Genomic DNA, 19,800 nt, shown 5'->3' on the forward strand with positions numbered 1-19,800 from the left:
TATTATTTATTAATTATGGATGTTAATTGACTAATATAATTATCTATGCTGTATTTTTTTATTTTACTTATATTTTTATCAGACTCTTTTTTCCTCAGTTCATCATCTTCAATCAATAGAGTTAGTTTATTTGTTAAAGTTACTTTTTCATTAGGTATTAAAAACTCAGATTCTTCCAATAATCCAATACATCCATCATGATTTGAAGCAATAATTGGTAAACCATATAACATATATTCCATTACAACATTAGGAGTTCCTTCAATTTCAGAAACTAAAACGCCTATATCTAAACAATTCAATACTTCTTCTACTAACTCGCCTGATAAAAAACTTACTTTTTCAAAACAATTTAAAGATTTTGAAAGTGATACAATTAGATTATAATTATCCGAAGTTTCTGTACTGTTATCTTTATTTCCTAAAAAAACTAAATGAATATTTTTATTTGTATTAATCTCACTAAAAGATTGTAATAATAATTTTTGTAATTTTTCATTTCTATAATGAGCTATCATTCCGATAACAATCGATTCTTTAGGAATTTTAAATTTTATTCTTAATTTTTCAGTATCTATACTTATTTTTGAAATTGAAACATATTGAGGAAGTACAAATAACTTTTCTTTCGGAATATTATAATACTCTTTAAACACCTTTAACCCGTTTTCTGCATTAGCAATAATAAATGGAACATTCTTAATTGCTTTTTTTTCTAACCAATCATAAGTATAGTTATCTAAACCTAGTTGATGCCAAAAAGTTACTTTAGCATTCACACTTTTATAAATTAGAGCAGCAATCTTAGAAGGAGTATTTAAAAAAGGAATAATTACATCAGGCTTAAATATCTTAACTTCATTTTTTATTTTATAAATATATTTTATAGCTCGTATGGCTTTTTTTAAATTGAAAATTGAAAATTCATTCCGAATAGTCAAAGAAGGTTCTCCAAAATAATAAACTTTATCTACTCCACAAGATTCAGCAAAGTCTTTAAACTCTTTAGTAGGCTTATTCGAATGTGTAGCCACCAGATAGATATTACAATTAAATTTTCGCGACAAATAATCCGCTAAACCTAATGCTTGACGTTCTGCTCCTCCTAACATAGCTACTTTTATCATTAAAACTACCGTTTTATTTTCAAAACTAAAACCTTCCATGTTATTTGTATAAATATTTAATCAATCTTGAAATCCCACTTCCTTTTAAATTTGCGAAAGGTAATAAAGTAGTATTAACTAAAGAGAATTTAATTCTTTCGCTACTAGATAATAAATTATTAGTAATTAATAATTGTAGTATTTTTTTATTTGCGCCTTTGAATATTTTACTATTCTCAATAATATAAAATAAAAATATCTTTTTATAAGACTTTATTAAACTTAACTTAATATCAGCATTTTTAAATTGTTTTTCATCATTACTATTTACTAATTTAGAAATAGCTATAATAAATTCTTGAAAACTATTAATCATTCTAATTTTTACTTCTAAAGAATTATATTTTTTATCATAATTTTCGTCATTGCGATAATAACAATCTATCAATTTAAAAACGAGAAAGTTTGAGGCAAGAAGGATAGACTTTATAGCTACTTCTAAATCTTCAAACACTATCAAATTAGAATTAAATTTAATTTTTTCACTGAAGAAATTAGTTTTATAAATAGGTGAAGAAATAGGCCATTGCCCGTGTAACTTTATAAAAGAGTTTAAAATTTCTTCTTTATTTTCTTCAACTTTTTTTTCCTTATTTGAATAGTCTGGTTCGTTTACAAACCGTTCCATTTGGAACACCAAAAAATCACAGTCTTGATTTTTATTAAATTGTTCAACTCGGTTTTCTAAACAAGTATTCGCTAACAAATCATCCGCATCTAAAAAAATAAGGTATTCGCCATTTGCTTTCGTTACGCCATAATTTCGTGCCGAAGAGGGTCCTTTTGGTAAATTTTCTGGTCGTTTATACAAGTGAAAACGAGTGTCTTTTTCTCGATAGTTTTCTGTAATGGTTTCAGTTAAATCGGTAGAACCATCATCTACTAAAATACACTCCCAATTTGTATAAGTTTGTCTAAGCACACTATCTAAAGTTTGCTTTAAATAGATACTACTATTATATGTAGGAATTATGATGGACACCAATTGCTGCAAAATTGTTTGTTTTTTAACGGAACAAAAATGGGAAAAGTTGTTTTCTTTTCCTAATTATCGGACAGTATTTAATTCCTAAAATGGTAGTCATTAATTTTGGAGTGCTTTTTAATAGGAAAAGCCAATACTTTAATTCTTTATTCAGGCTATAATTTTCTTTATAGCGATAATAAAACATCCTATTAAGTAATATATCAATTTTAGAAATCTTTACTTTGTTTTTAAAACACCAAATCAAAACGGACTCAAACATTTTTTGACGATGTACTTTATATTGCCCCTCTTTATTAAAAACATTAGTATCATGCACACCTCGCATAGCCACTGCTTCTTTAATATTTCCTGCTACTAATTTTGACACAAGTGACATTTTTAACAACCAATCAGTATCCTCAGCTACAACTAAATGTTCTTTAAAAAAATTTATTTTTAATAAAACTTCTCTCTTTATAGTTAAACCGTCTATTGAGAAATATCCTTTTTTACCATTCAATAAACATTCGAATAACTCATCTGGTTCTATAGGCTCTCTAATTGTTGTTAAACCTAATTCTAAAGTCTCCCTTTCAGATGATTCTCTATAAAAATAAGCGCCTATAGCATTATAAACACCATCAATTGAATCATCACTTTCAAATAATTGTTTATCTGCTTCAAAACGATTTTCTAAATAAAAATCATCTGCGTCTAGAAAAGCAATAAAAGGTTGAGTTACGTTTTGCAAAGCCAAATTACGACTTGCCGAGCGTCCTTTATTTATCTTATTTTTGTGATGATAAATTTTAATTCTATTATCTTCTTTTTGAAGTCTTTTTAAAATTTGAGATGAGTTATCTATACTACCATCATTAACTATAATTAATTCCTTAACCTCATTATGTAATAATACAGATTTTACTGCTTTATCTAAATAATTGGCAGCATTATAAACTGGCATAATGACGGAAATATTCATCTTATTATTTATAATTTTAAAATTTAATCTTAGATAAAACTTTTAACAGATATAACCCCATTTTTCTTGAAAATTTATATTCAACTACTTTTTTTGTTAACTTATTATATTCTAAAAAATAATTATCAGCTATTCTGTTTTCTATTTTAGTGTTGTAATAATTATTTTCTATAAAGTTTGCCTTCCAAGGGTGATTACATTGTGTAATATCTTCAAAAATTCTTTGGTTTAGTTTATAACTTTCTCTTCTTTTTTTATTTGCTTCAACTATATTATGAGGTTTTATATAGTGATTTTGATGTAAAACAATCCTATCATCAATAAATTTAATATTCATGTTTTTTTTCTTAATTCGCCAAATCAAATCATCATCATCATATCCAATTCCTTTTGCATATCGTTCATCAAACCCTCCTATATCAAATAAATCTTTTGCTGTAAGTGCTGTACAAAAATGAAAAGATTCAGGTCTATACACAGAATGATTATACCAACCCAAATCCCCATCAGTTATGAATGCTTTATTATTTTCTTTTATAAGATTTTGAATGTGTTTTTTGTCTAAAAACAGTTTGTCTTCATCTGTATTTAATTTATCTAAAGAGTAACATCCAAAACTTAAATAGTCGTTTTCTTGTAACTTTTCATCAACATATTCTAAGATATTATCAAAATGATAACATTCTGGATTTTGAATTATAACTTTATCACCCCTAATTTGAGAGAAACCAATATTAAACGGAATACAAGGATTTTTATACCATTTACTTTCTTTTTCTAAACGAATTATCCTTAAAAAAGGAAACTCTATTTGTAAATCTTCTAATCGTTCTTGTTCTTCACTTCCATCATCTACAACAATAACTTCAAAATCGATTTTATCGTAGTATGGCTTCATACTATCTAATGTTCTAACAAATAGCTTTTTCCTATTGTAATATGCTGTTACAACTGATATCATAGACTTTTTTATAATGAATAATGCTTATAAATGTTATTATTTTTCAGCATCCATTTTTTTTGTTCAATTAGCATTTTTTTATACGTCGGAACAATATAATTAAAATCTGTACGTATTGAACTTAAACTTTTATCAATTTTATATTTATCCTCTTTTAAAATGATTAGTTTATCGTTTCTGTAGATAGTATTGAATAATTTTAAAAGATTGTATTTACTAATTTTATTTTGAGGAGTTACTTGTATTAATCCTTTTATATTTTGCTCTATTATAGCTACTATAACTTTTGCTAGTTCTAAAGTAGTTAAACCTGTCCAAAAAGCATTTGTAAAGCCTTTTAAATTTGTATTTTCAGGTTGATTTAAAAACCAATTTAACAGACCAATACCATTTAATTTTAATTCTGGACCAATAATTGATGTTCTTATAGTAACATCTTTATCATTAATTATTTCTCCTAATGCTTTTGATTGAGCATAAAAACCAATTCCATCCTTAAAGTCATTTTCTGTATAACTACCTTTTTCTCCAGAAAAGACACAATCCGTACTAATATGTATTATTTTAGTAGTAGTATTTCTAGTTATAGATTCGATGAAATGAGGAAAATAACTATTATACCATATTGCCGTTTCAGGGTTTTCTTCTGCATTTTTATTTAAAATTCCAATACAATTAACAATGACATCAAATTGATTTTCAAGAATTATAGTCTTAACTTTATTAGTATCACTTACATCTAAACTGAAATTAAAATCACTCTTTTCAATACTTCTTGCCATACTAAAAACTTCAAAGTTCTTTTTAGACTTGAGATAATATAAAATAACATGTCCTGCCATGCCTTTAGAACCAATAACTAGAATTTTTTTCATTAATTTATTTATTCCAAATTACACGATTAACAATACTAGTATAACTCACAATTGCTTTTATTACTCTATCAGAAGTGTTTTTGACTTCATATTCAAAAGGAATAGCAATAGAATCATTAAAAAGTCCTCTTGTGACTTCAATTGCATTTAAAATTTCATCTTTTGTTATACCACCTAAAATAACAGTTCCAGCATCTATTGCTTCAGGTCGTTCTGTACTTGTTCTGATACTTACCGCTGGAAATTTCATAATTGCTGATTCTTCGCTAATTGTACCACTATCAGATAAAACGATGTAAGCATTTTTCTGTAAGTTAACATAATCAAAAAATCCTAAAGGAACTATATTCTTAATCAATGAATGGAAATGAATATCATTCTCTTCAATTCTTTTTTTAGTACGAGGATGAGTAGAAAAGATTACTGGTACTTTATATTTTTCGGCTACTGCATTTAAGGCTTCTACCAATAAATTGAAATTAGTATTTATATCTATATTTTCTTCTCTATGCGCACTAACTACTATATAATTAGATGTTTCTAAATTTAAACGATCTAAAATAGTACTCGAATTAATTTTATCTAAATATTTCAATAATACTTCATTTAAAGGAGAACCTGTAACAAAAACATGATCTTTTCTAAATCCTTCGCTTAATAGGTACCGTCTACTATTTTCTGTATAGGCTAAATTTATATCACTTATATGATCAGAAATCTTACGATTAATTTCTTCAGGAACATTTTGATCAAAACATCTATTGCCTGCTTCCATGTGAAAAATTGGAATTTTCAATCGTTTTGCAGCTATCGTACTTAAAACACTATTTGTATCTCCTAATACCAAAATAGCATCAGGCATTTCCTTTAATAAAATTTCATACGATTTTGAAATAACATTCCCTATCGTTTCCCCTAAATGATTTCCTGCAACATTTAGAAAAAAATCAGGCTTACGAATGCCTAAATCTTCAAAAAAAATTTCATTTAATTCATAATCATAATTTTGACCTGTATGTATTAGAATATGATTAAAATAAATATCACTTTTTTTAATACATTCTGCCAATCTAATAATTTCAGGTCTAGTGCCTAATATTGTAGCAAGTTTTATTTTTTTCATCTTGTTGCAAAAATTATCTGAATTTTAAATTTGATAAATGATCTAAAATAACCTCATTTAATCAAGTGATTTAATTTCTTCAAGATTTAATAATAATTGTTTTACTCCTTTTACATCCAAACGTGTTGTATTATGAGAATTATAATCGCTAATATCTGGCAAAATAGATTTCCCATCAGAAAAATATTGGCTATAATTAAGATCTCTATTATCTGCTGGAATTCTATAAAATTCTCCCATATCTTCAGCCTTTGCCATCTCTTCTCTTGTACACAGTGTCTCAAAAAGTTTTTCACCATGTCTTGTTCCAATAATTTTTATTTTATTGTCTGTTTTTTTTAATTCTAAAATTGCTTTAGCTAGGTCTTCAATAGTTGATGCAGGAGCTTTATTTATAAAAATATCTCCTGGTTGACCGTTTTTAAAAGCAAACAGCACTAGTTCTACAGCATCATCAAGTGACATTAAAAATCTTGTCATATTCGGATCAGTAATTGTTAATGATTCGCCTTTCTCAATTTGGTGTAAAAAAAGAGGAATTACAGAACCTCTAGAAGCCATAACATTTCCATATCTCGTGAGACAAATAATCGTATCCGAAGAATTTCTTGACTCAGCAATTGCAACTTTTTCCATCATTGCTTTTGAAATACCCATAGCATTTATAGGGTACGCCGCTTTATCTGTTGATAAACAAATTACTTTTTTTACTTTAAAATGTGTAGCTGCTCTTAAAACATTTTGAGTTCCTTCAACATTAGTTTTCACCGCTTGCATAGGAAAGAATTCACAAGATGGAACCTGTTTTAAAGCTGCAGCATGAAAAACATAGTCTACTCCTTTCATTGCTGGTTCAATAGAAACATAATCTCTTACATCTCCAATGTAATATTTTATTTTATCATTTTTATAATGATTTCGCATATCATCTTGTTTCTTTTCATCACGAGAAAAAATGCGAATTTCTTTAAAATATTCTGTCACAAGGAACTTATTAAGTACTGCTGTCCCGAAAGAACCTGTTCCGCCTGTAATTAATAAAACTTTATTTTTAATCGTATTGTCCATCATTAATTTTAATTACATCCCATTTACTTGGAATCCCAATTTTACCTGGATAGTTTATATTGAATTGACTTAAATAAGAAGATTGACTTTCTTCAATCTCAAAAGTTATAACTTTATTATATTCATTTTGAACTACACCATTTACAGGGGAATAAATTGCAAAACTCACATTATAAATACCACTTGTTAAAATACCTTTAGGCAACTTACATAACATTTTTATTTCACCTTTAATATTCTCAATAAATCTCTTACTAGAATAATCACCAGACCAATAAATTAATTCATCATTTACATCTTTTAAATCAACAGTTACATATGCTCCTTCAATATTCTCCCTACAAACTATATCAAATTCAAATATTAATTCATCTAAGGTATTAAATAACTTATTTACTCTTTCATTTAATAATTCAACTCTTTTAATTTGCATAGGTAAATTATCATCAATTGAATAATCTATTTCCAAAACTCTATCAGTAGATATTAAATTATTTTCATAATAATTCACAACATCTTCAATTAACCCTTGAAACACAATAGATCCATTTTGCAGAACCATTCCTTTGTTACACAATTTCTTAACACTTGCCATAGAATGACTTACAAATAAAACTGTTCTTCCTTCACCTTTACTTACGTCATTCATTTTACCTAAACACTTTTTTTGAAAATCTGCATCTCCTACTGCTAATACTTCATCAACAATTAAAATTTCTGAATCTAAGTGAGCAGCTACAGCAAAAGCTAAGCGCACATACATTCCTGAAGAGTATCGTTTCACAGGAGTATCAATATATCGTTCGACTCCTGAAAAGGCTACAATTTCATCAAACTTTCGTTTAATTTCATGTTTACGCATGCCCAAAATTGCTCCATTTAAATAGATATTTTCTCTTCCTGTCATTTCTGGATGAAATCCTGTTCCTACTTCTAATAAAGACGCAATACGTCCTTTATTATATATTTTTCCTGTAGTAGGTTGTGTTACTTGACTTAGTATTTTTAATAAAGTAGATTTACCTGCTCCATTTCTTCCTATTATTCCAACAGAATCTCCTTGCTTAATTTCAAAATTAATATCGCGTAAACTCCACACATAGTCACTTTGCCCTTTAATTTCTCTATTATTTATTTCTCCTATTTTTAAAAAAGGATCTTCTTTCCCTCTTACATTTGACCACCATCTTTTAAAATCATCTCTCACCGTACCTGTACCAACAAGTCCTAATCTATATTGTTTTGAAATATTTTCCGCTTTTATTACTACTTTACTCATTTTCTTAAAATCATTTACTTCAACATTATTTCTATAAAAAAATCCTTAAACTGTATCCATAAAAGATTTTTGTACTTTATTAAATACTATTATTCCTAAAAATAATATTACAATCGCAAAACAAATTGGGTATAATAAATCTAAGCCACTGAATGAACCAACTCCTAAATATGCAAAACGCATATAATCAAATAATCCTACTAATGGATTTAAATTAATTACCCATTGATAATTTGCAGGTATTGATGAGCTTGGATAAATAACTGGTGTGGCATACATGAATAATTGAATACCAAAACCTATTAACATATTTAAATCTTTATATTTAGTTGTCATTGATGATAAAATCAAACCTATTCCCATAGCTATAATCGCCATAATTATTATAATTATTGGGGTAAATAAAATATAGCTATTTGGTTGTATATTCCCCTTAACATAATAATAAAAGACAAAAATTAAGAACATTAAAAATTGGACTCCAAATTTCATTAAATTTGAAATTACTATAGTTAATGGCATTATTAACCTTGGAAAATATACTTTCCCAAATATTGCAGCATTTGAATTAAATACTCCTGAAACAGCTGTTAAACAAGTTGAAAAATAATTCCACAATGTAATTCCAGCCATATAAAACACTAGTTTCGGAGCTCCATCTGTTGGTAATTTAGCTACATTTCCAAATATGATTGTAAAAGTAATAGTTGTTAAGATAGGTTGTATGAAAAACCATAATGGTCCTAAAATTGTTTGTTTATATACTGTAACAAAATCTCTTCTTACAAACAACACTAATAAATCACGATAATTCCAAAGTTCTTTAAAATTTATCCTTAAAAGATGATGTTTAGATTCGATAACAGAGTCCCACTGTTCCGATTGAGTTTCCATGGATTACTAATTGGTTTTTAAATTTTAGTATTTGCCTTAACTATGTTTCTGTTAAACTTTCCAAAAATAAACTATTTCAAACTAGTAACAAAAATTTTGATTAAAAGAAGAAAACTATTTCAAAAACCTATTTACGAATATATGATACTAGCTAATGTTTTTCAAAACATATCTCTTGTCTTTAATTTATATAAGACAAATTACTTATGAAAAATTAGAAGATCCAATTTAAAAATATTATAGCGAGAAATATCTAAAATTAATCATTAGGGAAGAACATAACTACAAGTTAAGATTTCTAAGATAATAATAAATACTTTATTATACTGTTCAAACAATACACTTAACAAACTATCTTTATATTTGCAATGTAAATTTTTAGTATGTTTCCTTTTTTTAAATCAAAACCTAAGCTTTCTGAATTAATTCCTAATGACTATGTTGACATTCACTCTCATATACTTCCTGGTATTGATGATGGTGCAAAAAAAATGAATGATTCTCGTTTTTTAATGAATGAGATGATTGATTTAGGTTTTAAAAAAGCAATAGCAACTCCACATACTATAAAAAATGTATGGAATAACTCAAAGGAAACTATAGTTGAAACTAAGAAAAAAGTTGAAAAAGAACTTTCTTTTGAGAGCACTAAACTTCAACTTGATTGTGCTTCTGAATATTACATGGATGAAAATTTTGTAATACAGTTTGAAAGCGAGAATTTACTTACTTTAAAAGACAATTATGTTTTAGTTGAAATGTCTTATTTAAATGCTCCTATTCAATTATATGATATTCTTTTTGAATTACAGCTAAAAGGATATAAGCCTGTTTTAGCGCACCCTGAACGTTATACTTTTTTCCATTCGAAATTTTCTACTTACGAAGAATTAAAAAAAGCTGGTTGTCTTTTTCAAATGAATTTACTTTCAAGTGTTGGTTATTATGGAAAGGATGTAACTATGATAGCTGAAAAGTTACTTAATAATAATTTAATTGATTTTGTAGGTTCTGATATTCATCATAAAAATCATATTGAATTTTTTAAAAATAAAATTCTTATAAAATCTTTAGACAAATTTGAATTAGCAATAAGTAAAAATGTCTTTTTTAGTTAACAAATGAACTAATTACTTTCGAAATTCGAGTTTTATCATTATCTGTTAAATTTGATCCTGAAGGTAAACACAGTCCTCTTTCAAATAAATTTTCTGAATTCTTACTTCCATAATATGGATATTCTTTAAATATAGGCTGTAAATGCATTGGTTTCCAAACAGGTCTTGTTTCTATATTTGCTTCTTCAAAAGCATTTCGTAATATTTCTCTTTTCTCATACGATTCTAAAAGTATAATACTAAGCCAGTGATTTGAATAAAAGTTATCATTTGGTTCTTTTAAAAGACAAATATTTTTATTGTTTTCAAAAAACGTTTTATAAAAAGCATTTATTTCTCTTCTTGCTAAAATATGAGAATCTAAAACTTCCATTTGCCCTATTCCAATTCCTGCACATATATTACTCATTCTATAATTGTATCCAATTTCAGAATGTTGATAGTGAGGTGCATTATCTTTTGCTTGAGTTGCTAAAAAAACAGCTCTATCTTTTATTTCTTTTGATTTTGCAATTAGTGCTCCACCTCCTGAAGTAGTAATGATTTTATTTCCGTTGAATGATAAAACTGAAATATCTCCAAATGTTCCACATTTTTGATTATTATAAGTACTTCCTAAAGCTTCTGCACTATCTTCTAAAATGGGAATATTATATTTTTCTGAAATTTTTTTAATTTCTTGAACTTTAAAAGGCATTCCATATAAATGAACAGCAATGATAACTTTAGGTTTATTTCCTTTTTCAATTCTATCCAAAATAGCATTTTCTAGAGTTATTGGACACATATTCCAAGTCTCTTTTTCACTATCAATAAATATAGGTTTTGCACCAAGATATACAATAGGATTAGCTGATGCTGAAAAAGTTAAGCTTTGACAAAGAACCTCATCTCCTGATTTTACTCCTAATAAAATTAGTCCCAAATGTATGGCTGCTGTTCCTGAATTTAAACCAACAACATTACTATTCTCTTTCAAATAGTATTCTAAATCTTTCTCGAATTTTTTAATATTTGGTCCAAATGGTGCAATCCAATTATTAACAAAAGCTTCAGCAATGTATTTCTGTTCATTTCCTCCCATATGAGGAGGAGAAAGTAATATTCTATTTTTCTCTTGCTTCATACTTATTATAATTGCTATTACTTTTCAACAATTGAGTTGTCTGGAATATTTTTACTCACAATAGCATTGCTTTTGATTATGACATTCTTTCCTATTATAACATTTTCAAGTATTTTTACTCCTTCATTTATTTTTGTTAACTCTCCTATTACAACATTTTCTTCTAAAATAACATTTGAAGAAACATACACATAATCTTCTAAAACAGATGATTTTTTTATACTTGTATTTTCATTTATAACAATATGATTTCCTATTGTTACTTTATCTTCAACAATAACATTTTCCATAATTTGGGTTCCTTTTCCAATACTTGAAAATTTAGAAACAGTAGCTTTAGGATGAATTATAGTTACAAAATTCGATTTAAAAAATAGTGCTTTTTTCTTTCTTATTTTATTGTCTTTTATAGTAATAATAATGTTTTTATCTTCTAATAATTCTATATTTTCCATTTTAATTACTGGAAACTCTAATACTTTTTCAACTTTAGGAAAATCATCAAAAATTGCTTTAATATTATACTTTCTTTCAGATAATATTAAATTTATAAATGATTCACACCATTCTCCTGTTCCGTATAAATACAAATCTGTAGAATCTAAAAAGGGTTCTATAGTAATACTATTATCAGTAATATTTTCTCTTTTAAAAATCTTTATTATTGTTTTTAAAAGGATTTTAATATCTAATAAAAATGAGAGATTTTCAACATAATAAACATCTAGTTCAAATCTTCTATTCCAATCTAATGCGTTTCTACCATTTATTTGAGACCAACCTGTTATACCAGGAAGCACTTCATGTCTTCGATCTTGAAAGGGTAAATATAAATTGGCATAATGCGTCAATAATGGTCTTGGTCCTACTAAACTCATAGTCCCAATAATAACATTTATAAGTTGAGGAATTTCATCTAGAGAAGTTGTTCTGATAAAATTTCCAATTGGAGTTAATCGCTTCTCATCGGGAAGTAAATTTCCATTATTATCTTTCTTATCGTTCATAGTTTTGAACTTGATAATCTTGAAAACTTTTTTATTTTTCCCTAGTCTTTTTTGAATAAAAAAAGGATTCCCTTTATTAGTTAAAGTTAGGAATAATATTAAAATAAGTATAATAGGAAAAAGAAGAAATAATCCAATAATGGAAAATAAAACATCTACTAATCTCTTAATCCATTTTTTGTACATACTCTAATTTTATATAATCTCTTTTACTTATTTAGTACTAAAAAAGAAATAATTGTAGTCTATAATTTACCATCAACTGGTAAACTCAAAACTCCTTTCACATCATACAAGATGCTATTTTCTTTTTTCAACAAATCAAAATCAATATTTTGAAATTCTTTATGAGCTACTCCTAGCACAATAGCATCAAATTTTCTAGATGGTTTTTCAGTAATACTTGTTATACCATATTCATGCATTACTTCTTCTTTATTTGCCCATGGATCAAAAACAGTAACCTTTATTCCATATTCTTCCAAAGATGAAATAACATCTGTTATTTTAGTATTTCTAACATCTGGACAATTTTCTTTAAAAGTAATTCCCATCATTAGTAATTCTGCTTCATTAACACTTATTCCTTTCTTAATCATTAATTTAACAATCTGAGAAGCTACATATTCTCCCATACTATCATTAAGACGTCTTCCTGCTAAAATAATTTCTGGATGATATCCTTTTTCTTGTGCTTTTTGTGCTAAATAATAAGGATCAACACCTATACAATGACCTCCAACTAATCCTGGCTTAAACGGAAGAAAATTCCATTTTGTTCCCGCTGCTTCTAAAACAGCTTGAGTATCTATTTCTAATAAATTAAAAATCTTAGCTAACTCATTTACAAAAGCAATATTTATATCACGCTGAGAATTTTCAATTACTTTTGCAGCTTCAGCTATCTTTATTGTAGGCGCTAAATGTGTTCCGGCAGTTATAACCGTTTTATATAAATCATCTACTTTTTTTCCTATTTCTGGGGTTGAACCTGAAGTTATTTTTAATATTTTTTCAACAGTATGTTCTTTATCTCCTGGATTAATTCTTTCAGGTGAATATCCTGCAAAAAAATCAATATTAAATTTAAGTCCCGAATTTTTTTCAAGAACAGGAATGCATTCTTCTTCTGTAGCACCAGGATAAACTGTAGATTCATAAATAACAACATCACCTTTTTTAAGTACTTTCCCTACTGTTTCACTTGCTTTATAAAGTGGTGTTAAATCAGGTCTATTATGCTTATCAACTGGTGTAGGAACTGTAATGATATAGTATTGACAATCTTTAATATCTTCTAAATCAGAAGAACAATAAAGTCCTATTTCATTAGCATTTGAGGATAATAATACTTTTTTTAAAGTACTATTATCTATTTCCAAAGTAGAGTCTATCCCTTTATTTAATTCTTCTATTCGAATCTTATTAATGTCAAAACCTACAACAGAAAATTTAGTTGCAAATAATCTTGCCAAAGGCAAACCTACATATCCTAACCCTATTATTGCAATTTTCATATTCATGGTTTATGATCCAATGGCTTGATATACAAAACCAATTTCTTCTAATTCTTTTTTATCTAATAAATTTCTTCCATCAAAAACAAATGCTGGCTTTAACATTGAATCGTAGATTCGTTTCCAATCATAAGTTTTAAATTCATCCCATTCTGTTAGAATTGCAATTGCATGCGAATTTTCTACAGTAGAATATGGATCTTTTTCTATTTTAATATACTTTTTATTTTCAATATCTGATCTTGTTTCAAGGTAATTTAAATCAAATAAAATCTGTGTTTCATCTACCTTAGGATCAAAAACTGAAACCATTGCTTGTTCACTTATTAAATCATCAGCAACATATATTGCAGCCGATTCCCTTGTATCATTAGTATCTTTTTTAAATGCCCAACCTAAAAAAGCAATTTTTTTACCTGAAACAGTATTATATAATGTGCTTATCATATTTTTTGCAAAACGACGTTTTTGATGGTCATTCATTATAATAACTTGTTCCCAATAATCTGCAACTTCGTTTAATCCGTATGATTTAGCAATATAGACTAGATTTAATATATCTTTTTGAAAACACGACCCTCCAAATCCAACTGATGCTTTCAAAAATTTTGATCCAATTCTACTATCCATACCAATAGCTTTTGCAACTTCGTTTACATCTGCTCCTGTTTTTTCACATAATTCACTCATAGCATTAATAGAAGAAACACGTTGCGCTAAAAAAGCATTAGCCGTTAATTTTGAAAGTTCAGAAGACCAAACATTTGTTGTTAATATTCTATCTTTTGAAACCCAATTTGCATAAATATCAACCAATTGGTTTATTGCCTTTTGGCCACTTTCTGTTATATCTCCTCCAATTAAAACTCTATCTGGCGCGAATAAATCATCGATTGCAGTTCCTTCTGCTAAAAATTCAGGATTTGATAATATTTGAAAGTTAACACCATTTCCTGTATGGTCTAAAATGTCTTTTATTGCTTGGGCTGTTCTTACTGGTAATGTTGATTTTTCAACTACAATTTTATCTGATTTTGCAACTCTTGCTATTTGACGTGCACAAAGTTCAATATATTTTAAGTCAGCAGCCATTCCCTTTCCTACACCATACGTTTTTGTAGGTGTGTTAACTGAAATAAAGATCATTTCAGCTTCATCAATTGCTTTATCTACTTCTGTAGAAAAAAATAAATTTCGTCCTCTCGCTTCTTCTACGACTCTATCTAAACCAGGTTCATAAATTGGTAAATTCTCTAAATTTGAACTATTCCAAGCATCAATTCTATCTTCATTTAAATCAACAACAGTAACTTTAATATTTGGACATTTTTGAGCTATAACAGCCATGGTTGGTCCTCCAACATACCCTGCACCAATACAACAAATATTTTTAATCATAACTTATTTTAAATTATCCCAATACCATTTGACAGATTCTTTTAATCCTTTTTCTAATGTGTATTGCGGATTATAATCTAACATTTTTTTTGCTTTTTCTATACTTGCTAATGAATGAGGAATATCTCCTGCTCTATTAGAACCATATATAACCTCTACATTTGCAATTTCAGAATTATATTCTGATAATATACTTTTTAAATACTTTACTAAATCATTTAGTGTTGTTCTATCTCCACAAGCTGTGTTATAAATTGTATTTATTACTTTCTTATCATTTGCTAATAATGCTAATTCATTCATTTGAATAACATTATCAATATATGTAAAATCTCTAGAAAAGTTTCCGTCTCCATTAATAACTGGACTTTCTAAATTCATTAATTGTTTTACAAATTTAGGTATGACGGCAGCATAAGCTCCGTTTGGATCTTGATTCCTTCCAAAAACATTGAAATATCTTAAACCAATAGTTTCAATGTTATATGTTTTACTAAACACGTCTGCATATAACTCGTTAACGTATTTAGTAATTGCATAAGGAGATAATGGTTTTCCTATTACATCTTCAATTTTTGGTAATGATTCTGAATCTCCATAAGTAGATGAACTTGCTGCATAAACAAATCTTTTAACTTTTTCATCTCTTGCTGCTACAAGCATGTTTAAAAATCCTGAAACATTTACTTCATTAGACGTTATAGGATCTGCTATTGATCTTGGCACACTACCAAGAGCTGCTTGATGTAAAATATAATCAACTCCTTTTGTTGCTTGTCTACATATTTCTATATTTCTAATATCTCCTTCAATTAAAGTAAAATTGTTATTCAACAAAAAGGATTCAATATTATATTTATGTCCTGTAGAAAAGTTATCTAAACAAACAACTTTGTTATTATTTGCTAAAAAATATTCACAAAGATTTGAACCGATAAAACCAGCTCCTCCTGTAATAAGTATTTTTTTATTTGTAATCATATTTATCTTTTAAGAATAATGAAGATTATTTTTTCCTCCATTTATTCAAAATTTTTCTCCATCCTTTTTGTTCTTCTTGTTCATCATGATATGATTCACCGTAAGCTCCATAACCATAGCCGTAACCATATCCGTAGCCGTAGCCATATTTTGTTTTATTATGAAATCCATTAAACAAAATACTAATATTATGCAACTCTCCTCTTCTATGTTTTTCATTCACAACAGAAAGCATACCTCTTTTTGTAAAACCTTGTCTAGTAACATACAATGTAGCGTCACAATAATGTGCTAATTCTAATGCATCAGAAACTAATCCTACTGGCGGTGTGTCTAAAATTATATAGTCATAACGAAGTCTTAATTCATCAATCATTTCTTTCATACTTTCACCCATCAATAATTCTGCTGGATTTGGAGGAATTGGTCCCGATGATATTAAATCTAAATAAGGAATATATGTTTCTTGGATTACCTCATCTAATTTTTTTTGTCCAATTAAATAATTGACAACTCCTGTTACATTATCAATATTAAAATCTCCAAATATTCTTGGTTTTCTTAAATCTAATCCTACAATAATTGTTTTCTTTTCGCTTAATGCAAAAACGGTTGCCAAATTAATCGAACAGAATGTTTTTCCTTCTCCACTTATAGATGAAGTAAGCATTAATATTTTTGATCCTTCATTTTTCTGTTTTTTATATAAAAATTGCAATGAAGAGCGAATAGCTCTAAAGGATTCTGCTAAAGGTGATTTTGGTTTTTCATAAACCGATAAATTATTTTCTGTATTTTTCTTTCCTACAACTCCTATTATTGGAATTTTTGTTAGCTTTTGAATATCATCAATAGTGTTTAAATTATTATCTAACAAAACTAAAATGAATATGATTATTAAAGGTATTAAAACACCTAATAATACTGCTAAGATATAATTAATACTTGTTTTTGGCCCCCTTAATCCTCCTCCTACATCTTTTGCTGGATCAATAAAATCTATATCTGAAATGTTTGCTGCTTTTACAATTTCAGCTTCACTTCGCTTTTGTAAAAACGTATTATAAATATTATCTTTTAAGTTATATTTTCTAGATATTTTTAAATGCTCTTGTTGTTGTTCTGGTAAAACACTTACTTCAGATTCTGCTTTAGAAATATTTTTATTTATGATACTTAAATCTATCATTAATGCACTTTTTGAACTAGAAATATTTTCTAAAAGCACTTTCTTTATAGCATCCATTTCAACGTCAAATTCGGTAAACATTTTACCGCTTTTAACTGCATAATTTAATTCATCTCTTTGTTTTGATAACTCAATTAATCTTGAAACATTAGAAATGATATTTGGATCTTCTATACTGGCTACACTTGGAGCTGGCAATGTTGAAAAATCGATGCTTTTATCTAAATATGACTTTAAATTGTTTAAATATCTTATTTTTCTATCTACTTCGTCTTTTTGAACATCATACTCAGATAATTTTTCTGTTAATATTTGTCCACCTCCTTCTATTTCAAATACATTTTTCCCTTTTCTAAAATCTTTTAGCTCACTTTCTGCATCTTTAATCTGTCCTTCCATTATAACTAAAGTACTATCGATAAAATCAATAGTATTAGTTGCAAAAAGATTTTTACTGTCTAATTGATTTTTTCTCAATACATTAACGGTTGTATTTAAATACTCAACTAATCTGTTTTTATTTGTTCCTTGTAATTGTAGACTTACAACCGATTGTGCTTTATTATCGGCTTCAATATTAATACTTTTATATTTTATGACTGTATTATTAAAATCTTCAAATCCTATATAATATTCTTTTCCTGTATATTGACTAGCATTTGGGTTTAATTGTACTCTAAAATGTGCAAAAGGAAGATTAACTTCTTCATTTATTTTATATACTTTTTTAAAAATTTCTTCATCAATAGCTATTTCACTTCTAGAATTATCAATATAATGAATTAATGATCTTGAAGGATATTCTGCAAAATCAACACTTAGTTCGTATTGACTTTCATTTATAAATTTAATTTGAATAGGTGTTGATGCTAATTGCCCTTTGTTTTTATCTATTTGAACAGTAAAAGGCACATTTCCATAAGCGTCTTTAAAAAAGTATTTGTCTTTAACTTTATATTGAATATAATATTGTAACTTTTCTACTACTATTTCATTATGCGAACGCGATTTTAAAGTAGTAATAACCGTTTGCACTTTATCTGATACGCCTCCCCAATTGAAAACTAAACTTGTATTTGATGTAAAAAAAGGATTATTTTCATCCTTAACAACAATTACAGATTCCATTCCATATATTTTCTCTTTTCTGATATTTACATTATAGGCAATGAGAAATGCAATAACTAAAGACAATAGAAACCATTTCCAATATCTTATAATTTTTAAAAAAAATCCTTTAAAATCGAAGTTGGATTGAGATTCAAAAAAAGTAAAATCTTTAATATCTAACATTTTAAAATAATTACAAATTTCTTGTTAATAAAATAGTTGTTGTAATAAGTGATAGGGCTGTGATTATTGTGCTTATTGTTTGAACTCCTGTAGTTCCAGTTCCCCAAGATTTTTGTTTTAATGGTTTTATATAGATATAATCATTTGGTTGTAAATAAAAATAAGGCGATTCTATTGCAGAAGCTTCAGTTAGATTAATAGTATATGTCTCAAAACCATGAGGATATTTACGTATAATTTGCACATTTTTTCTATCTCCTGTCAAAGTTATATCTCCAGAGTTTGCAATGGCTTCCATTATTGTAGCTTTATCTTGATATAAAACATTTGTTCCTGGACTTCCTATTTCGCCATTAACAGTGTATCTAAGTCCTGCTAATTTTACTGTAACAAAAATTCTAGATTCATATTTAAAATACTCATCTAACAATCTTTTTTCAATTGTTTCTCTTATTTCTTCAACAGTGTATCCCATTACGTTTACTTCTCCTAAAACTGGAATTCGAATATTCCCATGATCATCAACACTAAATCCATTAAAATATAAATTTTGTGGAGACACTTGATTGGCGCTTTGATTTTGAGAAGTTGATGGATTAAACATTTCAACTAATTTTTGATCTAAAGCTTTAATAGAAATGTTTAAAATATCATTAGTTTGTACTCTATATGGTTTTGATGCTGCTGCATTAACTTCTATTGCTTGATTATCTTTTTTTGGGTTTTGCAAATAGACCAAATCTTTATTTGGAATACAAGAAGTAAACAATATTGACAAAACTATGAATGGTAAGATGTGTTTTATTTTCATCATTTTTCTTTAAAAAAAACAAATATAGTTGTTAGAATTATATCT

At 27.2% G+C, this 19,800-nt stretch carries 17 protein-coding genes; 1 reads left to right on the forward strand and 16 read right to left on the reverse strand.

All coding sequences use genetic code 11. The features are described from left to right. Positions 1-2: 2 nt before the first annotated feature. From LXD69_RS00595 to LXD69_RS00635, 9 genes are read right to left on the reverse strand one after another with little or no spacing between them, the layout of a single operon-like run. Positions 3-1,166, reverse strand: coding sequence for a glycosyltransferase family 4 protein (locus LXD69_RS00595; protein WP_246916636.1), 1,164 nt, complete (start codon positions 1,164-1,166; stop codon positions 3-5). A 1-nt stretch (position 1,167) separates the two neighbouring features. Continuing rightward, complete coding sequence (locus LXD69_RS00600) at positions 1,168-2,160, reverse strand: glycosyltransferase family 2 protein (RefSeq protein WP_246916637.1); 993 nt, start codon at positions 2,158-2,160, stop codon at positions 1,168-1,170. Positions 2,161-2,173: 13 nt separating this feature from the next. Next, positions 2,174-3,115, reverse strand: a complete 942-nt coding sequence (locus LXD69_RS00605; RefSeq protein ID WP_246916640.1) for a glycosyltransferase family 2 protein — start codon at positions 3,113-3,115, stop codon at positions 2,174-2,176. A gap of 16 nt (positions 3,116-3,131) precedes the next feature. Next, a complete protein-coding gene (locus tag LXD69_RS00610) occupies positions 3,132-4,076 on the reverse strand; it encodes a glycosyltransferase family 2 protein (protein WP_246916643.1) in 945 nt (314 codons plus the stop codon). A gap of 8 nt (positions 4,077-4,084) precedes the next feature. Continuing rightward, positions 4,085-4,951: a dTDP-4-dehydrorhamnose reductase family protein gene (locus LXD69_RS00615; protein WP_246916645.1), complete on the reverse strand. Its 867-nt coding sequence runs from the start codon at positions 4,949-4,951 to the stop codon at positions 4,085-4,087. 4 nt (positions 4,952-4,955) lie between these two features. Beyond that, positions 4,956-6,074 carry a non-hydrolyzing UDP-N-acetylglucosamine 2-epimerase gene (gene wecB, locus LXD69_RS00620; RefSeq protein ID WP_246916648.1) on the reverse strand — a complete coding sequence of 373 codons (1,119 nt, stop codon included), beginning with the start codon at positions 6,072-6,074 and terminating at the stop codon, positions 4,956-4,958. A gap of 57 nt (positions 6,075-6,131) precedes the next feature. Continuing rightward, on the reverse strand, positions 6,132-7,145 hold the full coding sequence (locus tag LXD69_RS00625; RefSeq protein WP_317236306.1) for a polysaccharide biosynthesis protein: 1,014 nt from the start codon (positions 7,143-7,145) through the stop codon (positions 6,132-6,134). Beyond that, positions 7,126-8,421 (reverse strand): ABC transporter ATP-binding protein, encoded by a 1,296-nt coding sequence (locus tag LXD69_RS00630; RefSeq protein WP_246916651.1) that lies wholly within the window; start codon positions 8,419-8,421, stop codon positions 7,126-7,128. Before LXD69_RS00630 ends, LXD69_RS00625 begins: the two co-directional genes overlap by 20 nt. A 45-nt stretch (positions 8,422-8,466) precedes the next feature. After that, entirely contained in the window at positions 8,467-9,315 is an 849-nt protein-coding gene (locus LXD69_RS00635; protein WP_246916654.1) for an ABC transporter permease, read from the reverse strand. 383 nt (positions 9,316-9,698) lie between these two features. Between LXD69_RS00635 and LXD69_RS00640 the strand changes: the two genes are divergently transcribed. Then, a complete protein-coding gene (locus tag LXD69_RS00640; RefSeq protein WP_246916656.1) occupies positions 9,699-10,433 on the forward strand; it encodes a tyrosine-protein phosphatase in 735 nt (244 codons plus the stop codon). Here LXD69_RS00640 and LXD69_RS00645 read toward each other — a convergent pair. Genes LXD69_RS00645 through LXD69_RS00680 form a run of 7 tightly spaced genes read right to left on the reverse strand, consistent with a single transcriptional unit; the run spans position 10,426 to position 19,758 of the window. Continuing rightward, positions 10,426-11,559, reverse strand: a complete 1,134-nt coding sequence (locus LXD69_RS00645; protein WP_246916659.1) for an aminotransferase class I/II-fold pyridoxal phosphate-dependent enzyme — start codon at positions 11,557-11,559, stop codon at positions 10,426-10,428. The two genes, LXD69_RS00640 and LXD69_RS00645, sit on opposite strands and share 8 nt — an antisense overlap. A gap of 17 nt (positions 11,560-11,576) precedes the next feature. After that, positions 11,577-12,752, reverse strand: coding sequence for a sugar transferase (locus LXD69_RS18035; protein WP_317236307.1), 1,176 nt, complete (start codon positions 12,750-12,752; stop codon positions 11,577-11,579). Between the two features lie 59 nt (positions 12,753-12,811). Continuing rightward, positions 12,812-14,089, reverse strand: a complete 1,278-nt coding sequence (locus LXD69_RS00660) for a nucleotide sugar dehydrogenase (RefSeq protein WP_246916661.1) — start codon at positions 14,087-14,089, stop codon at positions 12,812-12,814. Positions 14,090-14,092: 3 nt separating this feature from the next. Then, positions 14,093-15,481, reverse strand: a complete 1,389-nt coding sequence (locus LXD69_RS00665) for a UDP-glucose 6-dehydrogenase (protein WP_246916664.1) — start codon at positions 15,479-15,481, stop codon at positions 14,093-14,095. Positions 15,482-15,484: 3 nt separating this feature from the next. Further along, positions 15,485-16,462 (reverse strand): SDR family oxidoreductase, encoded by a 978-nt coding sequence (locus LXD69_RS00670; RefSeq protein WP_246916666.1) that lies wholly within the window; start codon positions 16,460-16,462, stop codon positions 15,485-15,487. A gap of 25 nt (positions 16,463-16,487) precedes the next feature. Further along, complete coding sequence (locus LXD69_RS00675) at positions 16,488-18,944, reverse strand: polysaccharide biosynthesis tyrosine autokinase (RefSeq protein WP_246916671.1); 2,457 nt, start codon at positions 18,942-18,944, stop codon at positions 16,488-16,490. Positions 18,945-18,954: 10 nt separating this feature from the next. Then, positions 18,955-19,758: a polysaccharide biosynthesis/export family protein gene (locus tag LXD69_RS00680; RefSeq protein ID WP_045972717.1), complete on the reverse strand. Its 804-nt coding sequence runs from the start codon at positions 19,756-19,758 to the stop codon at positions 18,955-18,957. Positions 19,759-19,800: the final 42 nt, after the last annotated feature.

This window comes from Flavobacterium sediminilitoris (assembly GCF_023008245.1).
Lineage (GTDB): Bacteria > Bacteroidota > Bacteroidia > Flavobacteriales > Flavobacteriaceae > Flavobacterium > Flavobacterium sediminilitoris.

Coding starts and splice junctions, on each gene's coding strand:
- LXD69_RS00595 (WP_246916636.1), bottom strand. CDS start 1,166: ATGGAAGGTTTTAGTTTTGAAAATAAAACGGTAGTTTTAATGATAAAA.
- LXD69_RS00605 (WP_246916640.1), bottom strand. CDS start 3,115: ATGAATATTTCCGTCATTATGCCAGTTTATAATGCTGCCAATTATTTA.
- LXD69_RS00610 (WP_246916643.1), bottom strand. CDS start 4,076: ATGATATCAGTTGTAACAGCATATTACAATAGGAAAAAGCTATTTGTT.
- LXD69_RS00615 (WP_246916645.1), bottom strand. CDS start 4,951: ATGAAAAAAATTCTAGTTATTGGTTCTAAAGGCATGGCAGGACATGTT.
- wecB (WP_246916648.1), bottom strand. CDS start 6,074: ATGAAAAAAATAAAACTTGCTACAATATTAGGCACTAGACCTGAAATT.
- LXD69_RS00625 (WP_317236306.1), bottom strand. CDS start 7,145: ATGATGGACAATACGATTAAAAATAAAGTTTTATTAATTACAGGCGGA.
- LXD69_RS00630 (WP_246916651.1), bottom strand. CDS start 8,421: ATGAGTAAAGTAGTAATAAAAGCGGAAAATATTTCAAAACAATATAGA.
- LXD69_RS00635 (WP_246916654.1), bottom strand. CDS start 9,315: ATGGAAACTCAATCGGAACAGTGGGACTCTGTTATCGAATCTAAACAT.
- LXD69_RS00640 (WP_246916656.1), top strand. CDS start 9,699: ATGTTTCCTTTTTTTAAATCAAAACCTAAGCTTTCTGAATTAATTCCT.
- LXD69_RS00645 (WP_246916659.1), bottom strand. CDS start 11,559: ATGAAGCAAGAGAAAAATAGAATATTACTTTCTCCTCCTCATATGGGA.
- LXD69_RS18035 (WP_317236307.1), bottom strand. CDS start 12,752: ATGTACAAAAAATGGATTAAGAGATTAGTAGATGTTTTATTTTCCATT.
- LXD69_RS00660 (WP_246916661.1), bottom strand. CDS start 14,089: ATGAATATGAAAATTGCAATAATAGGGTTAGGATATGTAGGTTTGCCT.
- LXD69_RS00665 (WP_246916664.1), bottom strand. CDS start 15,481: ATGATTAAAAATATTTGTTGTATTGGTGCAGGGTATGTTGGAGGACCA.
- LXD69_RS00670 (WP_246916666.1), bottom strand. CDS start 16,462: ATGATTACAAATAAAAAAATACTTATTACAGGAGGAGCTGGTTTTATC.
- LXD69_RS00675 (WP_246916671.1), bottom strand. CDS start 18,944: ATGTTAGATATTAAAGATTTTACTTTTTTTGAATCTCAATCCAACTTC.
- LXD69_RS00680 (WP_045972717.1), bottom strand. CDS start 19,758: ATGATGAAAATAAAACACATCTTACCATTCATAGTTTTGTCAATATTG.